This window comes from Vibrio wakamikoensis, assembly GCF_050337275.1.
GTDB lineage: Bacteria > Pseudomonadota > Gammaproteobacteria > Enterobacterales > Vibrionaceae > Vibrio > Vibrio chaetopteri.
On sequence record NZ_JAKJST010000026.1, the window covers coordinates 69,379 to 90,837 of the forward strand.

Annotated in this window: 17 protein-coding genes; 10 read left to right on the forward strand and 7 right to left on the reverse strand. The window is 46.8% G+C overall.

Annotated features, from left to right (window positions below; genetic code table 11):
- Positions 1-54: 54 nt before the first annotated feature.
- On the forward strand, positions 55-507 hold the full coding sequence (gene yfbV / locus L4C42_RS15915; RefSeq protein ID WP_429761218.1) for a terminus macrodomain insulation protein YfbV: 453 nt from the start codon (positions 55-57) through the stop codon (positions 505-507).
- A gap of 158 nt (positions 508-665) precedes the next feature.
- Here the strand turns inward: yfbV and L4C42_RS15920 are convergent, their stop codons facing one another.
- Positions 666-1,760, reverse strand: coding sequence for a PQQ-dependent sugar dehydrogenase (locus tag L4C42_RS15920; RefSeq protein ID WP_418641654.1), 1,095 nt, complete (start codon positions 1,758-1,760; stop codon positions 666-668).
- A gap of 381 nt (positions 1,761-2,141) precedes the next feature.
- On the opposite strand from L4C42_RS15920, the gene L4C42_RS15925 reads away from it, so the two are divergent.
- From L4C42_RS15925 to malZ, 4 genes are all read left to right on the forward strand, one after another.
- On the forward strand, positions 2,142-3,107 hold the full coding sequence (locus L4C42_RS15925; protein WP_353498148.1) for an ABC transporter substrate-binding protein: 966 nt from the start codon (positions 2,142-2,144) through the stop codon (positions 3,105-3,107).
- A gap of 94 nt (positions 3,108-3,201) precedes the next feature.
- On the forward strand, positions 3,202-4,143 hold the full coding sequence (locus L4C42_RS15930) for an ABC transporter permease (protein WP_353498149.1): 942 nt from the start codon (positions 3,202-3,204) through the stop codon (positions 4,141-4,143).
- Positions 4,140-4,934, forward strand: a complete 795-nt coding sequence (locus L4C42_RS15935; protein ID WP_353498150.1) for an ABC transporter ATP-binding protein — start codon at positions 4,140-4,142, stop codon at positions 4,932-4,934. Before L4C42_RS15930 ends, L4C42_RS15935 begins: the two co-directional genes overlap by 4 nt.
- Positions 4,935-5,071: 137 nt before the next feature.
- Positions 5,072-6,904: a maltodextrin glucosidase gene (gene malZ, locus L4C42_RS15940; RefSeq protein ID WP_353498151.1), complete on the forward strand. Its 1,833-nt coding sequence runs from the start codon at positions 5,072-5,074 to the stop codon at positions 6,902-6,904.
- 23 nt (positions 6,905-6,927) lie between these two features.
- Here malZ and dusC read toward each other — a convergent pair whose 3' ends face one another.
- On the reverse strand, positions 6,928-7,890 hold the full coding sequence (gene dusC / locus L4C42_RS15945) for a tRNA dihydrouridine(16) synthase DusC (RefSeq protein WP_353498152.1): 963 nt from the start codon (positions 7,888-7,890) through the stop codon (positions 6,928-6,930).
- Positions 7,891-8,012: 122 nt separating this feature from the next.
- Between dusC and L4C42_RS15950 the strand changes: the two genes are divergently transcribed.
- Positions 8,013-8,615, forward strand: a complete 603-nt coding sequence (locus L4C42_RS15950; protein WP_353498153.1) for a YecA/YgfB family protein — start codon at positions 8,013-8,015, stop codon at positions 8,613-8,615.
- 673 nt (positions 8,616-9,288) lie between these two features.
- Here L4C42_RS15950 and dsbB read toward each other — a convergent pair.
- The gene (gene dsbB / locus L4C42_RS15955; RefSeq protein WP_353498154.1) at positions 9,289-9,831 is read right to left on the reverse strand and encodes a disulfide bond formation protein DsbB; all 543 of its coding nucleotides are present in this window, start codon (positions 9,829-9,831) and stop codon (positions 9,289-9,291) included.
- Positions 9,832-9,911: 80 nt separating this feature from the next.
- Positions 9,912-11,504, reverse strand: coding sequence for a Na(+)/H(+) antiporter NhaB (nhaB, locus tag L4C42_RS15960; protein WP_353498155.1), 1,593 nt, complete (start codon positions 11,502-11,504; stop codon positions 9,912-9,914).
- Positions 11,505-12,194: 690 nt separating this feature from the next.
- Here nhaB and fadR point away from each other — a divergent pair.
- The gene (gene fadR / locus L4C42_RS15965) at positions 12,195-13,034 is read left to right on the forward strand and encodes a fatty acid metabolism transcriptional regulator FadR (protein WP_353498156.1); all 840 of its coding nucleotides are present in this window, start codon (positions 12,195-12,197) and stop codon (positions 13,032-13,034) included.
- 45 nt (positions 13,035-13,079) lie between these two features.
- On the opposite strand, the gene L4C42_RS15970 is transcribed toward fadR, so the two are convergent.
- The 3 genes from L4C42_RS15970 to metG all read right to left on the reverse strand — a co-directional run bounded on the left by L4C42_RS15970 (position 13,080) and on the right by metG (position 17,061).
- Positions 13,080-13,868: a hypothetical protein gene (locus L4C42_RS15970; protein ID WP_418641650.1), complete on the reverse strand. Its 789-nt coding sequence runs from the start codon at positions 13,866-13,868 to the stop codon at positions 13,080-13,082.
- Positions 13,869-13,989: 121 nt separating this feature from the next.
- On the reverse strand, positions 13,990-14,796 hold the full coding sequence (locus L4C42_RS15975; RefSeq protein ID WP_418641649.1) for a hypothetical protein: 807 nt from the start codon (positions 14,794-14,796) through the stop codon (positions 13,990-13,992).
- 204 nt (positions 14,797-15,000) lie between these two features.
- A complete protein-coding gene (gene metG, locus L4C42_RS15980) occupies positions 15,001-17,061 on the reverse strand; it encodes a methionine--tRNA ligase (RefSeq protein WP_418641648.1) in 2,061 nt (686 codons plus the stop codon).
- A gap of 177 nt (positions 17,062-17,238) precedes the next feature.
- On the opposite strand from metG, the gene apbC reads away from it, so the two are divergent.
- The 3 genes from apbC (at position 17,239) to L4C42_RS15995 (ending at position 21,411) form a co-directional block, all read left to right on the forward strand.
- Complete coding sequence (gene apbC, locus L4C42_RS15985; protein WP_429761223.1) at positions 17,239-18,315, forward strand: iron-sulfur cluster carrier protein ApbC; 1,077 nt, start codon at positions 17,239-17,241, stop codon at positions 18,313-18,315.
- Positions 18,316-18,504: 189 nt separating this feature from the next.
- Positions 18,505-19,146: a uridine kinase gene (gene udk, locus L4C42_RS15990; protein WP_353498160.1), complete on the forward strand. Its 642-nt coding sequence runs from the start codon at positions 18,505-18,507 to the stop codon at positions 19,144-19,146.
- Between the two features lie 165 nt (positions 19,147-19,311).
- Complete coding sequence (locus L4C42_RS15995; protein ID WP_418641646.1) at positions 19,312-21,411, forward strand: AsmA family protein; 2,100 nt, start codon at positions 19,312-19,314, stop codon at positions 21,409-21,411.
- Positions 21,412-21,459 lie beyond the last annotated feature (48 nt).

Below are 21,459 nucleotides of genomic sequence, written 5' to 3' on the forward strand. Positions count from 1 at the left end.
CAATATTTTGCTGATTTAGTTGAATAGTTCAACTTTTTTTTAGTGAGGTTAGCTATGAGCGAGAGAGCAAGTCTGACTCAGAGTTTAAAAAATGGTCAAAAGTACATGGAACTTTGGCCGATGCGTAAGGAGCTAACGCCCCTGTTTCCAGAGCAGCGCATCATTAAAGCGACGCGATTTGGCATTAAAGTGATGCCTGCGGTTGCAGCCATTAGTGTGTTAACGCAAATGGCCTTTAACAACGCTCATGCGTTGCCACAGTCGATTGTGATTGCGTTGTTTGCGATTAGTATGCCTCTACAGGGGATGTGGTGGTTGGGAAATCGCTACAACACACAGTTGCCTCCAGCTTTGGCGTCTTGGTACCGTGAGCTGCACCAAAAGATTATTGAATCGGGCGGTGCGATGGAACCAGCAAAAGCGAAACCTAAATACAAAGAGCTTGCCATTACGTTGAACCGTGCTTTTAGGCAGCTTGACAGAAGCGACTTCGATCGCTGGTTTTAGTAACAATTGATTAATATGTAAACACAAGCCCCGCTCGCAAACGAGTGGGGCTTGTTCGTTTTAGCAACGATGGTCGTGCAGTTGTAACACCTTTGTATAGAGTGTTGGCTTAATGTTGTCACTACTATCGCGGTCATTTAGCCGTTATTGGACTGTCGTTATTGGAACTGGCGACTAATCCTATAAATCGCGCCACTATCAGTGCTAAACCATACGTGACCGGCCGAATCGGTGGTGATATCTCGTACTCTCTCTCCAAGCTCTTCGTAGTAGCGTCTTTCTTCTAATACTTGGCCTGCTTCGTTGATATCTAGGATGTTGATGTGCGTGAGTTTCAGCGCTCCTATTAGCAAGATGCCATTGAGCCTTGGAAACTCCTCGCCCTCATACAAATGCAGCGACCCTGGTGCAATGGAAGGAATGTAAACTTTGCTTGGTGGTTCAATGCCTTCTTTTTCTTGCGCCTCTCCAGCATTGATGGGCCCCCAATACTCTTTACCGTGTGAAGTAATTGGCCAGCCATAGTTAAGACCCGCTTTAACTAAGTTGAGCTCATCACCGCCTCTTGGGCCGTGCTCTATCGTCCACAATTGAGCTCGTTTGCTATCAAACACCAACCCTTGTGGATTGCGGTGGCCGTAAGAGTATATCTCTGGAGCAAAATCTTGGTTGTCGACAAACGGATTGTCTTTTGGAATTGATCCATCTTGATTGAGGCGAACGATGCTACCGGCGTGGTTATCGGTCTGCTGAGCATTATCCCTGTCACCTGCATCACCTATGGTCATATAGACCAAACCTTCCTCATCAAAAGCGATTCGGCTGCCAAAGTGGCGACCAGAGGTGACCGGCACATTACTGGTGAATAGATCTTGCCAGTTTGTGAGTTTGTTGCCATTGAGAGTCGCTTTCGCAAGAGTGGGGGCTCCCCCTTTATCGACAGGTTTCGCGTAGGTGAAATAATAAACGTTGGCTTCGGATGGGCTTGGGTGAATGTCCATCAGGCCACCTTGGCCAGAGGCATAAATCGCAGGTAGCCCACTTATCGATGTTTGCTTGCTACTTTTTGTATCGACAAGCAGCATTTGACCTTCCCTTAACGTCACCAATAGTTCCGAGTCACCTACAGTCAGAATTGACCAAGGAACCCCATTCACTGTGGTCACTTTTTCTAACTGACTGCCTTCAAACTCTCGGGCTATCGAGGGCATTGCCAATAGAAAAATCAGAGGTAAAAGAAGTAATGGACGCATGCTAAAAGTTCCCTCGCGACTGGGTGTGAACAACTCGTTGACGATTACGCTATCTGTATGAATATAGACATCTTTCACAGAATTGCATTCACAAAGCTTCACTTTTGTCAAAAATGGATTACGCTGATTTTTGAGTAAATATTAGTCGCATGTATCGCTGTATGTACGCATTTGTTTAAATGTTGGTTGCGAAAGCACATGGATAGCACGTTTATCTAATGTGAATGTTAATAATACCTTTCAATTTGGTTGTCTTGCTGGTAGAAGTAGCAGGGAGTCAAAAAATAATTCACGAAGTGTAAATTAAATAATACACACTCATTCCCCATTAGTGAGTAGAGTGCCTCTGCTCATTCTGGGTTGCTTAATCAAGGAGTTAAGATGAAAGCAAGCAAGATCATTGTCACTGCAGCATTAACAGGTGTGGCGTTGCTGTCTTCAGCCAGCATCATGGCAAAAACAGCAAAAGTCGCGGTATCGCAAATTGTTGAACACCCTGCGCTCGATGCGACACGCCAAGGTTTGGTCGACGGTCTTAAAGAAAAAGGCTACGAGCAAGGTAAAAACCTCGAGTTTGATTATAAAACTGCGCAAGGTAACCCAGCGATTGCAGTGCAAATTGCTCGCCAATACGTGGGTGAGCGCCCAGACGTGTTAGTGGGTATCGCGACACCAACAGCTCAAGCATTGGTTTCTGCGACACGTGATATTCCAGTAGTGTTTACCGCCGTTACTGATCCTGTGGGTGCGAAACTGGTGAAAAAGCTTGAACAGCCAGGTAAGAACGTGACAGGTCTATCGGATCTATCACCCGTCGATCAGCACGTTGAGCTTATCCAAGAGATCATGCCAAATGTGAAGAGCATTGGTGTGGTTTACAACCCAGGCGAAGCGAACGCAGTGAGCTTAATGAAGCTATTGAAAGAGAGCACAGACAAACGTGGTATTGAGCTAGTGGAAGCTACAGCGCTTAAAAGTGCCGATGTCCAAACCGCGACTCAAGCTATTTCAGCGAAATCAGACATCATCTACGCGCTTATCGATAACACGGTAGCGAGTGCTATCGAAGGCATGATTGTATCGGCTAACCAAGCGAAGACGCCGGTTTTTGGTGCGGCAACGTCGTATGTTGAGCGTGGCGCTGTGGCGAGTCTTGGTTTTGATTACTACCAAATCGGCGTGCAGACAGCAGACTACGTAGCGCAAATTCTTGAAGGTACTGAGCCAGGTAAAATCGATGTCAAAGTGGCAAAAGGTTCGGATTTGGTGATCAACGCAACGGCTGCGAAAAAATTGGGTCTTTCTATCCCTCAAACGGTGATGGATCGAGCAACAAGCGTTAAGTAAGTCTTGCATTGAGATGAAGCTGGATCTTCGGATCCAGCTTTTTTGTTAAGTCTTCTTTTTTAAACAGCAGTTGTTAAACAGCAGTGGAGTAGTTATGTCTGCTTTTGCATTTTTTGGAGCTCTTGAAATTGGTCTTATTTACGGACTGGTTGCACTGGGTGTCTATCTTACTTTTCGCGTTCTCGACTTTCCTGATCTGAGTGTTGATGGCAGCTTTCCTATGGGAGCCGCTGTGGCAGCTACCGCGATTGTTGCCGGTATTAACCCTTGGGTAGCAACAGGGATGGCGATTATTGCCGGAGCTGCAACGGGCTGGGTGACCGCCTTTCTTGCAGTGCGCTGCGGTATCCTTCACTTGCTTGCGTCTATCCTCACGATGATTGCGGCATTCTCGATCAATATTCGTATCATGGGTCGACCAAACATGGCCTTGCTTGGCGAAGACACCATTTTGACTCCGTTCGAAATGATGGGTGATGCCATATATGTTCGCCCGCTGGTGGTTGGCGTGTTAGTGCTGATTTCAGCTTGGTTTGTGGTACGACTGCTGAACAGCGACTTTGGTTTGGGTCTTCGTGCCACAGGCGTAAATGCACGCATGGTTAAGGCTCAAGGGGCAAGTACCTCATTTTACACCTATTTCTGCTTAGCACTATCAAACGGCTTTGTCGGCTTTGCTGGTGCACTTTTCGCACAAACCAACAGTTTCGCTGATGTCACATCCGGCGTGGGTACTATTGTTGTGGGTCTGGCTGCGGTCATTTTAGGTCAAACGCTTATTCCTGGTCGTAAGATTTGGGTTGCTGTAACTGCAGTCATTGTTGGCTCTGTTCTGTATCGTTTGGCCGTCGCCTTTGCCTTGAGTTCGGGCATGTTTGGCCTGCAAGCATCCGACCTAAACTTGGTCACCGCCGTGCTGGTGGCAGCTGCGCTGATTGCGCCAAAGATAAAAGGAAACCTAAAAGCAAAAAAGGTCGTAAAGCCTGCTAAGAGTAAAGCGGTCTCTCAACCAGGCAACACGGGGAATGCAGCATGATTCGACTAGAAGATATTCAAGTTACCTTTAATCCAGGGACGGTTTTGGAAAATCGTGCACTGAAAGGGGTGAACCTAGAGGTGCCAGAGCACCAGTTTTTGACGGTCATTGGCTCTAACGGTGCTGGTAAATCAACCTTGCTAGGTGCGGTTACGGGTGAAACGCCGATGGTCGGTGGGCGTGTTCTCATTGATGATATGGATGTGACTCGCCAAACCGTCGATCAACGTGCTAATCAATGTGCACGAGTGTTTCAAGATCCTTTAGCCGGTACTTGTGGTGATCTCTCTATCGAAGAGAACATGGCACTGGCCTACATGCGTGGCAAAAAGCGTGGCTGGAGCTTGTCGCTGTCGAGTAAACGTCGCAAGCTGTTCCAAGAGCGCATCAGCATTCTAGGACTTGGACTTGAAGACAGGCTCGGGGACAACATTGGATTGCTATCTGGTGGTCAGCGTCAGGCGGTAAGCCTAGTTATGGCAACATTGTCAGACAGTAAGTTGCTGCTATTGGATGAACACACTGCGGCACTCGATCCACGCATGGCGGCGTTCGTTATTGATCTCACCAAAAAGGTTATTCAAGAGTTTAACCTCACGGTAATGATGGTGACGCACTCAATGAAAGATGCACTCGCTTGTGGCGATCGAACCGTGATGCTGCACCAAGGCGAAATTGTCCTCGATGTAGAAGGCGATCAGCGTGCCAATATGCAAGTGCCAGACTTATTGGAAATGTTCTCCAAAGTACGTGGTGAAGAGCTCGCTGACGACAGTTTGTTGCTCAGCTAATCATCATTGTTTAAAGGTCTCAGCCTCCCGAGCTAAGCCTACAATCTGTGATCCCTCTTCAATTTGAAGGGGGATTTTTTCTTCAGCCGATTCTTCTACAATTATCCTACCTCGTTCCCTATAACAGAAGAATCATAATGAATCAGCCATTTTTATATCATCCGCAAACCCAAGATGGGTTAGTGCGAGAAGGTGATAAACTCACTATTCGTCTATTTGCTGAGCAAGATAAATTTGAGTCAATAAAGCTTCGTCATGAGCCGGACAATGAAGAATATCTAGTCGAGCTTAGTAAAGTTGGTACCAAAGGTCAGCTAGACATCTGGCAAGCAGCATTGCCTCTGAGTGCCGATAAAGATGTGACTTACTATGTGTTTAAGGCACTGACTGCGACGGGCCAATATTGGCTCGATGCGCGCGGCACTCACAGCCGTATGCCGGGGCGAGAGTATCATTTCAAATATAACCGCGCAGATCAGCCACCAAGTTGGGTTGCAGAGCAGGTGTTCTACCAGATCTTCCCAGATCGCTTCTGTAATGGCGACCCGAGTATTGGCGTTGAGACTGGCGAGTACCAATACCCAAATCGCAATCGTGAGTCAGTGAAGAAACAGTGGGGAGAGCCAGTAGGCAATCATGGCAGTTCGGGCGCGGTTGAGTTTTATGGTGGCGACCTAGCTGGTATCGAATCTAAGTTGGACTATCTGCAAGATCTCGGGATAACCACCTTGTACCTCAATCCGATTTTCACCTCATACAGTAACCATAAGTACGACACGGTGGACTACTATTCGATCGATCCTAAGTTTGGTACTAATCAACAATTTGCCGAACTTGCAGACAATTTGCATCAAAGAGGCATGAAAGTGGTGCTCGATGCAGTTCTCAATCACACCTCGGTCGCTCACCCATGGTTTGACGTGTTAGAGGCGAGTAACGGTGCTTACACCTCTGCAGACAGTCCCTACCGAGACTACTACTTCTTTAATGGTGACTCTAAACAGTATGTGGGTTGGAAAGGAATCGATACGCTACCGGTTCTAAACTTCCACAATGAAGAAGTACGCGATCATATCTATCGTAGTAAAGACTCTGTGATCAAACATTGGTTGAAACCACCGTACAATATAGACGGCTGGCGTTTTGATGTGATTCATATGCTGGGTGAGGGCGAGGGCGCAGCAAACAACGCCCATTATGTGAGGGCGTTTCGTGAATCGATGAAGTCGGTGAATCCTGACTCCTACATGCTGGGTGAGCATTTCTTTGAAGCAACTCAGTGGCTACAGGGCGATCAAGAAGATGGCGCCATGAACTACTATGGTTTTGCCCATCCACTGCGCGCGCTTCTCGCTGGCAAAGATATTGCGTTTGATCCTATCAACATCGACTGCCACGAGTTTTTAAGCTGGCTTCAAGAGGCAAGTGCTAAAGTGCCATGGAGCAACCAGCTATCTCAGTTAAACCAACTCGATAGTCATGATACGGAACGTTTTATTACTACCTTGGCTGGCAATGACAATCGTCTTGCCATCGCCTTACAGCTTCTGATGACCTACGTAGGCACTCCGTGCTTATACTACGGTGTGGAAGTCGGGCTTGAGGGGACGCATGATCCCGATAATCGTCGCTGCTTCCCATGGGAGCGAGTGGAGACAAGTTCGTGGCTACCGTATTGCAAGCAATTGATTTCGCTTCGTAAAGCATCAAAAGCACTGCAGCGAGGTAGTTTTGTCCCGCTTTATGTTGATGAGTTTAGCTTGGTGTTCGCCCGTCAACTGGACGATGAAGTGGTGATTAGTGGCTTTAATCTAGGGACAGACGCTGTGCAGTTTTCGCTGCCGGTTTGGAAGCTAGGGCTTGAGAGTGCCCGTTTTGAATGTGCATCGACGGGCAGCAAATCTGAATCAATTGATGGTGTGTTAGACGTCACTATCGCAGCAGAGGGCTCTCTGCTGCTGACACACTAACTAGATTGACTGCGGCAAGGTGATTACTGCGATAAGGCCGCAAGCATCTTGTCGCGGTATTGCTGGATGTGCTCGACAATCGGTGCCGCTTTGTTAAAGGTGCGGATCTCACGAAATAGCTCAGCGGCTTCTGGGTATTGCTGACGAAGATACGAGAACCACTGCTTAACGCGGTTTGGATAGTAAAGCCCTTTATCGCCTTTGATTTCATAGGTTGAATAGACCAAAAGCAGCTCAACCACTTCATGCCAAGGCATCACTGTATGGTTGTGTTTGACCACGTTACCGAGGTTCGGCACATTGAACGCGCCGCGGCAGACCATCAAAGAATCCACGCCTGTAGTTTCAATGCATCGCTGTCCATCGGCGTAGTTCCAAATCTCACCATTCGCGATAAGAGGCAAGTTGGTTTTGCTGCGAATCGCGTTGATGTATTCCCATTTGATCTCGCTAGCTTTATATCCGCCAGTTTTGGTGCGTGCATGTACGGTAAGTTCATTGGCGCCTGCTTGTTCAATCGCATCAACAATCTCAAAGCAGTCATCTGGATTTTCCCAGCCTAAGCGAATCTTAGCAGTAACGGGAATAGAGGGGTCTACCGCATCTCGGCATGCTTTAACTACGCTATGGATAAGCTCTGGGTGCTGCAGTAACGCCGCGCCGCCTTTGCTCTTGTTGACCAGTTTTGCAGGGCAGCCAAAGTTGAGATCAATCCCTTTCGCGCCAAGTGACGCTGCTTTAACGGCGTTTTCCGCCATCCAACGGGGATCTTGGCCGAGAAGCTGAATATGAACAGGTGTACCGGATTTGGTCATGGAACCTTGAGCCAGTTCAGGACACAGGCGATAGAACACGTGATCAGGCAAAGCTTGGTCAACAACGCGAACAAATTCAGTCACACAAAGATCGTAGTCGTTGATCTCGGTAAGAATTTCTCGCATTAAATGATCTAACACACCCTCCATCGGGCCCAAAACAACACGCATACCAGTTCTCATCATATTCAGGGAGCGGGGATTCTACCCGTTATAGAACAAAGAATCGACCATTGTGTTTCTAGGGCGAGGTAAATATACTTGCCGAAAATTTTGATTGGTGTAGTGAACAAATGAAATTCATCGAGCTTCCTGTCGACTGGACAGGCGAATCTAGCGCGTTTATTGAAGGCGCAATCCTAGCCGCTAACTTTGCTGCTGAGCCGCTAAAACCAGAGGCTTGGTTATCTTCAGTCATCGGCGATTTTACATCAGAGCAAGAGACTTGGGTCGTTGAACACCTGCATGCTCAATATGCGCTTCTAAAAACCAATCAATACGCATTGCTGGCTTTGCTTGATGACAACCAAGAGCAAGCGGCAGACTTTGCTGAGGGCTTCATGACGGTTTGGCCGGTTGTTGAGACGCAATGGCAAGGTAAAACGCTATCTGATGGCACAGAGCGCATGCTTCAAGCTCTGTTGACGACTTTGATGTTAGCAATGGACGAAGAGCAAACGCATGCTCAAATGCGTGAAGCGGGCTTTGAGCAACTGCCAACCTATGCAGACTTGGCGCCGCAACTGGATGCGATGGTGAATGAAGTCGCAATGGCGGCGGATGAGATGATGGTTGGGCATCAGTCTCAAACGGTGAACCCGTTTAAAGGGGTTGGGCGCAATGATGCTTGTCCTTGTGGTAGTGGCAACAAGTTTAAGAAGTGTTGCGGTAAGTAATTAAGCGATGCGCAGCGAGCCAGTAGTTCCTCCCTTTAATAAGGGGAGGCTAGGAGGGGTAAATGCGTAGGATTCGAAGCGTTCAGAGGGTCAGCTTGGGTAAAGAGCACAGGTGACAAATCTGAATTGTTACTTGTCGCGACTCCGCCGCAGAGACCCCCTCTAGCTCCCCCTATCTTAGGGGGAGAACCGCAGGCTAGCTCCTATCGTCGCACCGCCTTTTGATTAAGCGACGCGCAAGCGAGCCTTGGTTCCTCCCTTTTATAAGGGGAGGCTAGGAGGGGTAAATGCGTAGGATTCGAAGCGTTCAGAGGGTCAGCTTGGGTAAAGAGCTCAGGTGACAAATCTGAATTGTTACTTGTCGCGACTCCGCCGCAGAGACCCCCTCTAGCTCCCCCTATATTAGGGGGAGAACCATGGGCTAGCTCCTATCGTCGCACCGCCTTTTGATTAAGCGACGCGCAAGCGAGCCTTGGTTCCTCCCTTTTATAAGGGGAGGCTAGGAGGGGTAAATACGCAGGCCTAGAAGCGTTCAGAGGATCAGATTGGGTAAAAAACTCAGGTGACAACTTTGAATTTTTACTTGTCGTAACTTCACCGCAGATACCCCCTCTAGCTCCCCCCTATATTAGGGGGAGAACCATAGGCTAGCTCCTATCGTCGCATCGCCGTTTTATTGAAACCCACGATGTCTAGCCGATGGCACTTTCGCACCCTGCGAAATTACAACAATCGCCAACGCAACCAAGTTACCCGCAAAGATAACAACCAGCCACTGAGGCATAGAGAGCGACAAGAACTGCCACACCACTTTTGAACAATCGCCATAAGCTTCAAACAACCATGGTGCCCATTCGTTTAATGGTGCCCAATCTGGGAACGTCACAAACAAATCACAGGTCTTAAATGGGGAAGGGTTGAACTGATAGTCCACGTGCTCAAGTGATAGTGTTAGACCTTTGATAGAAGATGCTCCCCACGCGCCTAACCCAAGCCATCTCAGCAAGGTATTATTGGGGTTAATCAGGCCAATTAACGCAGCACCGCCGATGCCAAACATCGCAACGCGTTCGTAGATACACATGACACAAGGGGCGAGTTGCATTACATGCTGGAAGAAAAGAGCGCAGATTTCGAAAAAGATAATCGCTAGAAGCAGCAATCCCCAAGACCATCGCGTCTTTGAAAATGCCTTAATGTTCGCTAGAAGTGTCACTGTCACGTCCTTGATAAATAAAAAAAGCTCTGAATACTCAGAGCTTTTTAACGTGGAATAGTTTCACAATCAACTAAAAATTAGTGTCCAGATGAGATAGCGCTCTCAACTACTGCACCAGTGTGCTCAACAATCCAACCTGCTTCATAGAACCATGCAGTCATTGGCTCAACCAGGTAGATGATGCCAAGAAGACCCACAATCGATAGGACGATGGTGTATGGCAGTGCCATGATAACCATACGACCGTAAGAAAGGCGGATAAGCGGTGCTAACGCTGAAGTAAGCAGGAATAGGAACGCTGCTTGACCGTTTGGCGTTGCAACAGATGGTAGGTTCGTACCTGTGTTGATTGCAACACCCAGTAGGTCGAACTGGTCACGAGTGATCACGCCATCAATCAGCGCTGTTTTCACTTCGTTGATGTAAACAGTACCGACGAATACGTTATCGGATACCATCGACAATAAACCGTTAGCAACATAGAACAGTGCAAGCTGAGTGCCTTTGTCTTCGATGTGAAGAACGGCGTCAATGATTGGTTTAAATAGACCTTGGTCAACAATCACAGCAACGATGGAGAAGAATACAGCAAGTAGTGCAGTAAACGGCAGCGCCTCTTCAAAGGCTTTACCCATTGAGTGCTCTTCAATCACGCCGGTAAACGCCGTTGCTAGAACGATAACTGATAGACCGATAAGACCAACTGCTGCTAGGTGCATTGCCAGAGCGACAATCAGCCATACTGCAATTGCGCCTTGGATCCAAAGTTTCGCCACATCTTGCTTGGTACGCGATTTACGTTCTTCACGATCGAATTCAACTAAGATGTTACGCACGTTATCAGGCAATTCTGCGCCGTAACCAAACACACCGATTTTCTCTACAATGAAACAGGTAGCAAGGCCACAGATAAGTACAGGCCCCGTAACAGGTAGCATGCGAATAATGAACTCACCAAACTCCCAGCCTGCTTGACCGGCAATGATAAGGTTTTGAGGCTCACCAACCATAGTCATAACGCCACCTAGTGCTGTACCCACACCGGCATGCATCAATAGTGAACGTAGGAATGCACGGTAATCTTCTAGATCGTCACGAGTCAGATCGGTGATTTCACCGTCATGAGTGTGGTCGTGAGACGAGCCGTAGTTCTTACCTGAAGCCACTTTATGGTAGATGGAGTAGAAACCAACTGACACGCTGATAACAACCGCAATGACCGTTAGTGCATCTAGGAATGCAGATAGGAAAGCCGCAGCAAAACAGAAGGCCAAAGACAACACAGCCTTCGAGCGAATGCCAAGCAATATCTTAGTAAAGATGAACAGCAGGAGCTGTTTCATAAAGTAGATACCAGCAACCATGAAGACCAGAAGCAATAATACTTCTATGTTGTTGATCAGTTCATGCATAACCATGTCGGAGCTTGTCATGCCAATTGCGACAGCTTCTATGGCGAGTAAACCACCAGGTTGTAGCGGGTAGCACTTAAGTGCCATAGCAAGAGTGAAAATGAATTCCACAACAAGCAGCCAACCTGCAACGAACGGGTCAACGAGGAAGAAAACAATAGGGTTGATGATTAGGAAAGCGATGATCGCTAGTTTATACCAATCGGGTGCCTTACCAAGAAAGTTCTTGATAAATGCATTTCCAAGGGACATCGGCATGGGAATACTCTTATGTTGTTATTAATCGACAGTAGCAAAGGGTACGAAGAGTATTTGAGTGGGCTTCCAAATAAATCGGCAGAATTAAAAAACTTAGAAAACGAACAAAAATCACGCACTGCATAAACGGAGTGGGGAGTATGTTCACTTGCCAAGTCCCTCAGCTGCTAAGCACTCCTTGCTTCGCCCGAAAAGATACTCCTCGGTAAGATTTAGTCAACAAAAATTACCTTTAGACATAATGAAAAAGGCACTTTTTGCCAAAAACGCGATCTATACGAAATAAGCTAGGTATAGCTGCAGTCAATGGTTGATTTTTTTCTTTGTTGACCGTGTTCTGAATGAAACACTGCTCTAGGATGATATGACAATCACAGCTGTCAAAAAAGCATGTTTTTTAGGCGAATTCTTACCAATTCATCGGAAATATCTTATTGATTGATCAGGCGAATGAAGTTCACTAACATCATGCAATTCAGGAGTTTGTAATATTAATAAAAAGTAAATACTCATGTAATATTCATGCTTCGTACCCATAAATGGATATAGCTGTCTAAATGTCAAAATAGAGTTATTACTCCATTTTGTTATTGTTACATAGATAAGTAGTGTAGGTTTACCAAAATCTGGAAGTAGTGGTATGATGAGTTTCATGTAACGATAAATACAATAGATTGGAAACACCCCATAATGGTAATTAAGGCGAAGAGCCCAGCAGGGTTCGCTGAAAAGTATATTATTGAGAGTATCTGGAACGGCCGTTTCCCACCAGGCTCAATTCTCCCAGCTGAGCGAGAGCTGTCAGAACTAATTGGGGTCACACGAACTACGCTGCGTGAAGTGTTGCAGCGACTAGCCCGTGATGGCTGGCTAACTATCCAACATGGTAAGCCAACCAAAGTAAACCAATTCATGGAGACCTCGGGTCTGCATATTCTTGATACGCTCATGACGCTTGATGCGGATAATGCGACATCGATCGTTGAAGACCTGCTTGCGGCTCGCACTAACATCAGCCCAATTTTCATGCGCTATGCATTTAAAGCGAACAAAGAAAATGCTGAACGCACTATCGAAGGTATCATTGAGTCTTGCGAAAGCTTGCTGAATGCAGAGTCTTGGGACGCGTTCATTGCGTCGTCACCGTATGCCGATAAACTCAAGGCGCACGTAAAAGATGACGGCGATAAAGATGAAGCGGCACGCCAGGCATCGCTTATCGCTCAAACCTTTAATTTCTACGACTACTCGTTGTTCCAGCGTTTGGCGTTCCATTCTGGAAACCAAATCTATGGTTTGATCTTCAATGGTCTTAAGAAGCTGTATGACCGTGTTGGCTCGTACTACTTTTCAAACCCAGAAGCACGTACTTTGGCACTTAATTTCTATAAAGAGCTGTTAGAGGTATGCCGCACGGGAGATCGTGACAGACTGCCTAACGCTATTCGTCAATACGGTATGGAAAGTGGCCAAATCTGGACTCAGATGAAGACCACACTGCCGAGCAACTTTACAGAAGACGACAGTTAATAGACGTTGATTACGAATAGAAAAAACCGCCGATTGGCGGTTTTTTTATGCCACTGCAATTTTCGGCAGTGTTGAGTAAATCGACTGTGCCACCGTCGTGACCGAGCGGTCATAGCAGTGAAAAATAAGCTCCGACAATTGTGAAGTTATGCGGTATAGACGCTGCTTAAACTCATCAGCTGAGCTGTCTGCGTCGACATCGGCAATGCGCGCCAGTAAATCCTCATGCAGATGCTGCTGCAAGCTTAAATCTTGGCTGATGTGCAGCGCACTGAGCTGGTGGCTTAATTGCTTAATCAGACTACGGATTGCGTTCTGACTGTCTTTTTTTTCCAGCGTTTCAATGTGCAACCGTAATGTGGTGAGCGTGTCCATGTAGGGCACAATGGCCTGCCAGCTTTTGCGCTGAGTAGGCAGCAGGTGAGTTTGGCCATCTGCTTTTGCCCAAGTGGAGATGGTACTTTGAACCAAAATCAGCGCATCTCGAATCAATTGACTATGCACCAGTTGATTGTCTCGCACAGTTTGCTGTTGCCAGTGTTGAAGTTGCTGCGTGACACACGCCTTAATGTCGCTAAATCCATCTAGGTGATGCAGAGCACGGCTCTCTAGCAGTAGCTGAAGTTGGACACGTGCACTAGTTTGCTGCCTTTGGTTATTGTGTCCGAACAATAAGCTGTAATGGGTCGCTTCTCGGTGCATTCTCAGTAAGGCGATTAGCTTTCTCAGATCTGCTAAACGTCGATAGTAGCATTCGTGACTCACGCCACCTTCTGGCGTCAAGCTGAACATGCGGCGAACCGCGCTGGATGTTTTTCCTAGAGAATATGTCATTGTCGCCTCCATGCGAACGGGGTTAACCCAAGGTTGTGCTTTCATCGAGACCTATTGAAATGGTGCCTTGGGTTATATCCTTAATAGCTTACTTATTGATTATGAAAGGTAAGTGACAAACTCAGACCGTCATTATGTTCGGCACTGGTTGATAGAGATCACTCGCAATTTCACTGACCAGTCCGTCATAACTAGAGAAGATGAGCTCTGACAACTCGGCTGTAAGTTGGTACATAAACTCTTTGTCTAGTGGCGTATCCGGATTTTCAATTAAGGCTTCAATTTTACTGACCGTGGTGCTGTACATAGGTGATGGAACGCTCAATGGGCCAATTAGGCTAAGGTGATTCACTTTGCGGTGCATTTGTTTACAGTAGTGAAGAATGCGCTGTCTACCGAGCTCAGAGTCTGCACCATCAATGCAAATACGTAGCTGAGTTAGACTGTCCAACGAGTCGATGACGCCTTGCCAGACATTGCGATATTCCTGCTCAAGCTCCGCTCGCTCTGAATCCATCAACCAAGCGGTGAAAATTTCGTCAACCAAGAATAGGGTTTGACGGATCAGTTTGCCGTGGACAATTTGGTTCTTACTGACAGTGTGTTTCTTCCATGAGCGAGAAAGCAGTTTGACGTTACTGTGCAACACTCGATAGAGCGGTTTGTTGTCAAAGTGGGCAATGGTGATCAGTTTGAGACAGCATTCTTCCATCGCCATTTCAATTTTTTCCAGTTGTTTGACCTTCTTCTGATCAAACATTAATTGATAGTGAGTCGCGGTGCGATGCTGGCGGATTAGAGTAATGAGATCACGCAATTGCACGATCAATTGATATTTACGCTCTACCTTGGCCTCGGTGATTTTTGCATAGCGATAAATGACAGCCAAAATAGCCACGGATAAGACTAGAGATATCAATACAAACATAACGACCTCCTTTATGTCGTCTAATGTCTTCAAGAGATATAGAGCAAAGGGAGTGCCAAGATGGAATATTGATATAAAACAGTAACTTAATACTTTTGGGGTAGGGAGAGGTGCTGCGTTTTGGTGCAATTGCACATTATCTGTGAATTAAGTCACAAAAAAAGCCAGCAAGAATGCTGGCTTTAGTCTAGCGATATTAACGTGTTACATCACACGCATGCCTGGCTGAGCACCTTCGTGTGGCTCAAGGATCCATAAGTCGCTACCACCAGGGCCTGCGGCTAGGATCATGCCTTCAGACATACCAAACTTCATCTTGCGAGGCTTCAGGTTTGCTACCATAACAGTTAGCTTGCCTTCTAGTTCTTCTGGTTTGTATGCCGACTTAATACCAGAGAATACTTGGCGAGTTTCTCCGCCAATATCTAGCTGGAACTTAAGTAGCTTGTTCGCTTTTGGCACTTCTTCACAAGAAATGATGCGAGCAATACGCATGTCCACTTTGGCAAAGTCGTCAAACTCGATCTCATCAGCGATAGGATCTTTATCAAGCTCAGTTTGGCTTGCTTTGTTCTTCTCTGCTTCCGCTTTTTCTTTCGCCGCAACTTCTGCTGCCGCGTCTTCTTTAGAAGCTTCAATCATCGCTTCCACTTTCTTAGGATCGATGCGGTTAAACAGGGCTTTGAACTTAGTGATTTCGTGACCAGTAAGCGGCGCGGCAATACCTTCCCACGTTAGCGTTTCGTTTAGGAATGCTTCTGTACGCGCTGCCAAATCTGGCATAACTGGCTTCAGGTACGTCATCAGAACACGGAATAGGTTAATACCCACTGAACAGATGTCTTGAAGCTCTTGGTCTTTGCCTTCTTCTTTAGCAACAACCCAAGGTGCTTTCTCGTCAACGTACTGGTTCGCTTTGTCAGCCAGTGCCGTGACTTCACGGATTGCACGACCAAACTCACGAGACTCGTAAAGCTCTGCGATGCGGTCAGCGGCTGCAACGAATTCGTTGTATAGCTCAGGCTCAGCAAAGTTGTCAGAAAGCTTGCCTTCGAAACGTTTGCTGATGAAGCCAGCGTTACGAGAAGCTAGGTTAACAATCTTGTTGACGACGTCAGCGTTAACACGTTGCGTGAAGTCTTCCAGGTTAAGGTCTAGATCGTCGATACGGCTGTTTAGCTTAGCAGCGTAGTAGTAACGTAGACACTCAGGATCCAAGTGGTTTAGGTACGTTGCCGCCTTGATGAAGGTGCCTTTCGACTTAGACATCTTAGCGCCGTTTACCGTCACGTAGCCGTGAACGAAAACGTTATTTGGCTTACGGAAGCCACTGCCTTCTAGCATTGCAGGCCAGAATAGGCTGTGGAAGTAAACAATGTCTTTACCGATGAAGTGGTAAAGCTCAGTCGAGCTGTCTTTTTTCCAGTACTCATCGAAATCGAGATCGTCACGTTTGCCACAAAGGTTTTTGAATGACGCCATGTAGCCAACAGGGGCATCTAGCCAAACGTAGAAGAACTTGTTCTTTTCGCCTGGGATTTCGAAACCGAAGTAAGGTGCATCGCGAGAGATATCCCACTGCTGCAGACCTGACTCGAACCACTCTTGCATCTTGTTCGCTGTTTCAGATTGAAGCGAGCCAGAGCGAGTCCACTCTTTTAACATGCTTTCAAACTGAGGCAGGTCGAAGAAGAAGTGCTCAGAGTCTTTCATGACTGGTGTCGCGCCAGACACGGCTGATTTAGGATTAATCAGTTCAGTTGGGCTGTAGGTTTCGCCACAGTTATCACAGTTGTCGCCGTATTGATCTTCCGACTTACATTTCGGGCAAGTACCTTTAACGAAGCGATCCGGTAGGAACATCTCTTTTTCTGGGTCAAACAGCTGAGAAATAGTGCGGCTAGAAATGAAGCCATTCTTCTTCAGCTCAAGGTAAATATGAGATGCCAACTCGCGGTTCTCGTCTGAGTGCGTGCTGTGGTAGTTGTCAAAACTGATATCAAAGCCAGCGAAGTCTTTTTGGTGCTCTTCACTAACTGCTGCGATCATTTCTTCCGGCGTGATCCCCATCTGCTGAGCTTTCAGCATGATTGGTGTGCCGTGAGCGTCATCAGCACAAATGAAGTTTACTACGTTGCCACGTAGACGTTGGTAGCGCACCCAAATATCCGCTTGGATATGCTCAAGCATATGACCTAGGTGGATAGAGCCGTTAGCGTACGGAAGTGCACAAGTGACCAACAGTTTTCTTGGATCGGTTGCCATACTTAGTTTCGCTTTCTTTATTCAGAGTAAAAATATTGGCTAATACTACATGATGCGTGGCATGACTCCAAGGTATCCGACATCAATCTCCCCAACTTTTTTAGGGTTCTGGTTCGGCTAAGTGAGTGCTAATCTTAGGAAGATTAGCTAAAGACTAACAATAATAAGGAATGCATGATGCGCACGTTCGAATCGAAACAAGATTTTTGCCAATGGCTAGGGGAGTTCAGCCACTCAAACCTCAAGCTGGGATGGAGTGAAGTCCCTGATGTAGTTAAGGTTGCAGCCTCGGGTGAGTTTCAAATTGCTCTGCCGTTTGCCAACCTCTCTGCGCGAGAGGCGTTAGCTCGCTGGATTGAGGGCAAACAAGCCTCTGGCAAAGTTGCTAAGTTTCCTTTCTCCGTATCCGTCAGTACCAAAGCACTTGAAACTACAGTCGCGACGGAAATCAAAGGCGTGAAAAACGTCATTGCGGTGACTTCGGCAAAAGGTGGTGTGGGTAAATCGACGACGGCGGTCAATCTAGCATTGGCAATCAGTCAGTTGGGAGCAAAAGTCGGTATTTTGGATGCCGATGTATACGGCCCTTCTATCCCTATCATGCTTGGTCAAATCGATGCGCATCCAGAGGTGCGTGATGGCAAATGGATGCAACCAGTGCCGGCACATGGTATTTACACGCAATCTATTGGGTACCTGATGAGCACTGATGATGCAGCAATTTGGCGTGGCCCTATGGCGTCTAAAGCATTAGCTCAGCTTCTTAATGAAACGGAGTGGCCAGATTTGGATTACTTGGTTATCGACATGCCTCCGGGCACAGGAGATATTCAGCTGACCTTATCTCAGCAAATACCGGTAACGGGTGCACTTATCGTTACTACGCCGCAAGATCTTGCTTTGGCGGACGCGATTAAAGGCGCAGCTATGTTCGAGAAGGTTTCGGTACCTGTGGTCGGTATTGTTGAGAACATGAGCTATCACATCTGTAGCCGATGTGGCTCTAAAGAGCACATTTTTGGGGCTGGCGGTGCAGAGTGGATGGCGGCTAAATTCGGTCTGAATCTTCTTGGTCAGGTACCACTTCATATCGATATTCGCGAGTCGATTGATAATGGTGCGCCAACGGTAGTTTCACAGCCAGAAAGTGAGCATGCAACCATCTATCGAGAGCTTGCTGAAAGAGTCTGCTCGGATCTATTTTGGAGTGGCAAACCGAAACCAGACTCAATCTTGTTTAAGATGGTCGAATAACTCGATATGAATTTGATTGGTTATTAAGCAAACAGTGCGTTGGTGGGTAATCGATTGCATTTTTTCATTCTTCGATCTGAGACAAAATTGAACGTCAAATAAGTGAGATATCGACTAGTATCTATTGAATGATGTCCATATAATTACGCGGTTTTGTCCTCACCACCATATATGTACTAGGTGCAAAGAATGTCTGATAATAATCAATGTGTCATCGTCGGTATCGCTGGCGCTTCTGCTTCTGGAAAAAGCCTCATCGCGAGCACTATCTATAATGAACTTCGCGAGAAGGTTGGCGATCATCAAATCGGTGTCATCACGGAAGATTGTTACTACAACGATCAAAGTCACTTGAGCATGGAAGAGCGTGTTAAAACCAACTACGACCACCCAAATGCTCTTGACCACGATCTACTTTGTGATCACCTAGAGCAGTTGATCAATGGTGAAGCGGTTGAAGTACCAGAGTACAGCTACACTGAGCACACACGCACTGAAAATAGCACCTCTATGACACCAAAGAAAGTGATCATCCTTGAAGGTATTCTACTGCTGACAGATCCTCGTCTACGTAAGCTCATGCACGCGACAGTGTTCATGGATACACCACTTGATATCTGTCTACTGCGCCGCGTTAAACGTGACGTTGAAGAACGTGGTCGTACAATGGAATCTGTTTTGAAACAGTACCAATCGACAGTTCGTCCTATGTTTATGCAGTTTATTGAACCGTCAAAGCAACACGCGGACATTATTGTGCCACGTGGCGGTAAAAACCGTATTGCAATCGACGTGTTAAAAGCGCACATCGCTAAACTACTTCGTGCATAATCCTGACTCACTTCGGATTGAAAACGCACAATGAACGCGGTGAGAATGTCCTATAATAAATGGGTGCTTGAACGGCGTTTAAATTGCTTTATTTTTTAACTAATTAGTGGCACTTTATGTGCCACTTTTTGTTTTTAGGTTTTCAGCCTTGCAAGGAAGTTGCTAATGAAAAAACTCCTCCTCATTCTCGCCATCCCAGTGCTGGTGATCGTGTTGGGTGTCGCCGCACTGGTGATGTTCGTCAACCCTAATCAGTTCAAACCTATGCTCGCTGAGCAAGTGAAAAACCAAACCGGTCTAGAGCTTGAAATCAGCGGTGACATCAGCTGGCAGTTCTTTCCGTCGGTAGGCCTAGAGCTCGGCCAAACTAGCCTTAAAAACCCACAAGGTTTTCAAAACCCAAATCTATTTAGTGTAAGCCAAGTCGGCGTCAGTGTGGCTGTGATGCCGCTACTCGATAAAACGTTGGAGATTGGCTCGATAACGTTAGATGGCGCGCAGGTTTATTTAGAAACCCTTAAAGATGGCAGCTCAAATCTTGATGCCTTGACGGCAGCGCCGCAAACAGAGACGGTTGCAGATTCTGCTGCGACCAGCGATGCGCCAGCGGAAGCGTCCACATCAGCCGCCGATGGATGGCAGATTTCTCTATCTGGTGTCACAGTGTCAAATGCGCTGCTTGAGGTATCAAACGCGCAAACAGGGACTTTCACTAAGCTTTATGATGTGGGCTTGAATGTGACCGAGTTCGCAGTCGACCAATGGACGACGGCGAACTTTGAGCTTAAAGGCCAAAATAACGATCAGCAGTTCACAGCAAAAGGTATCGCTGACTTTAAATTGGCGCAGGGCTTTGCTGAGTATGCACTTAAGAATATTGAGTTTGATGCAACCTACAAGGATGCGGCAAACCAGATTCAGCAAGCGCAGTTAAAACTGGCGACGTTTGAATTTGATAAGCCAAATGCCATCGATTTCTCAATGAAAGGCAATGCTGCTGATCTCACCTTTGATGCGAAAGGCGGTACTACGTTTACCGTTGATAAAGCCATCTCACTGGTTAAGCTGAGCGGTTTATCATTGGATTCGACCTTAAACGGTGCTGCGTTGCCGCAGTCGCCTATGAAAATCACCATGGCTTCGGATCTCAGCTTTGACTTGAATAAAAGCTTCCTTGATTTTGTATTGCAGAAATTGACCGTCAATAAGATTGAGCTGGATGGTAAAGCAACGGTGCAGTTGGCGGACATCCCTAAAGTGCGCTTCTCACTGCATAGCCCAAATATCGATTTAGATGAGTTTTTGGGCTTGAACCAAACAGCTGCTAGCACTGACTCTAAAGGTGGTGAATCTGGAACGGGTGATTCGGGAACGAGTGCGCCTGCACAAGAGGTTGAACCTGATTTAACGGCGCTTAGCGGTTTGGATGTTCAAGGTAAGATCACTATCGATAAATTCAAAGCGGGCAATGCTCATATGCAGCAAGTGAAGACCGATTTTGCTGTGAATCGCGGCGTGGCTACGCTGAACTCTTTCAGCTCGCAGCTTTACGGTGGTTCCATTACGGCAACTGGCAAGCTGGATGCGCGCAAGTCACCAGCATCATACAGCGCAGTGAAACGTATCAAAGGCGTCAAAGTGCAGCCATTGCTGGTTGATGTGGCAAACAACGATATGTTGGAAGGCACGGGCAATATTGATGTTAATGTCAAAGGTAAAGGTCTTGCACCCACTGCGATGAAGAAGAACTTGTCGGGTACGGTGAAAATCAACTTTGCCGATGGCGCAGTTAATGGTATCAATGTGGCGCAGCTTATTCGTGAAAACTACGCTCGCTTTAAAGGCCAGTCTTTGGATGGAGAAAAAGGCCCTAAGAAAACCGACTTTAGTGCGATGAAAGCAACACTCAAGCTCGCCAATGGTGTGGTGTCGACTAATGATATGACGGCGGAATCGCCGCTACTGCGTGTGAAAGGTGATGGCTCTGCTAATTATATTAATGAGACGGCTGACTTTGTCGTGAGCACTTCGGTTGTTGGTACCCTTGAAGGGCAGGGCGGCCAGAATATCGATGAGCTGAGAGATGTCACGATTCCAATTCGAATCACCGGTGCGTGGACGGATCCGAAATTTGCGTTGGTGTTTGACGATGTGCTCAAAGAGAAAGCTAAAAAAGAAGTCGAGCGTGCCACTGAGCGATTAGGCATTAAAGATGAAAAGACGAAAAAAGCAGTAGATAGCCTGCTAAAAGGTCTCTTTAACTAACCTATCTTTTTAAACAAAAAATGCCAGCCTTTCGAGGCTGGCATTTTT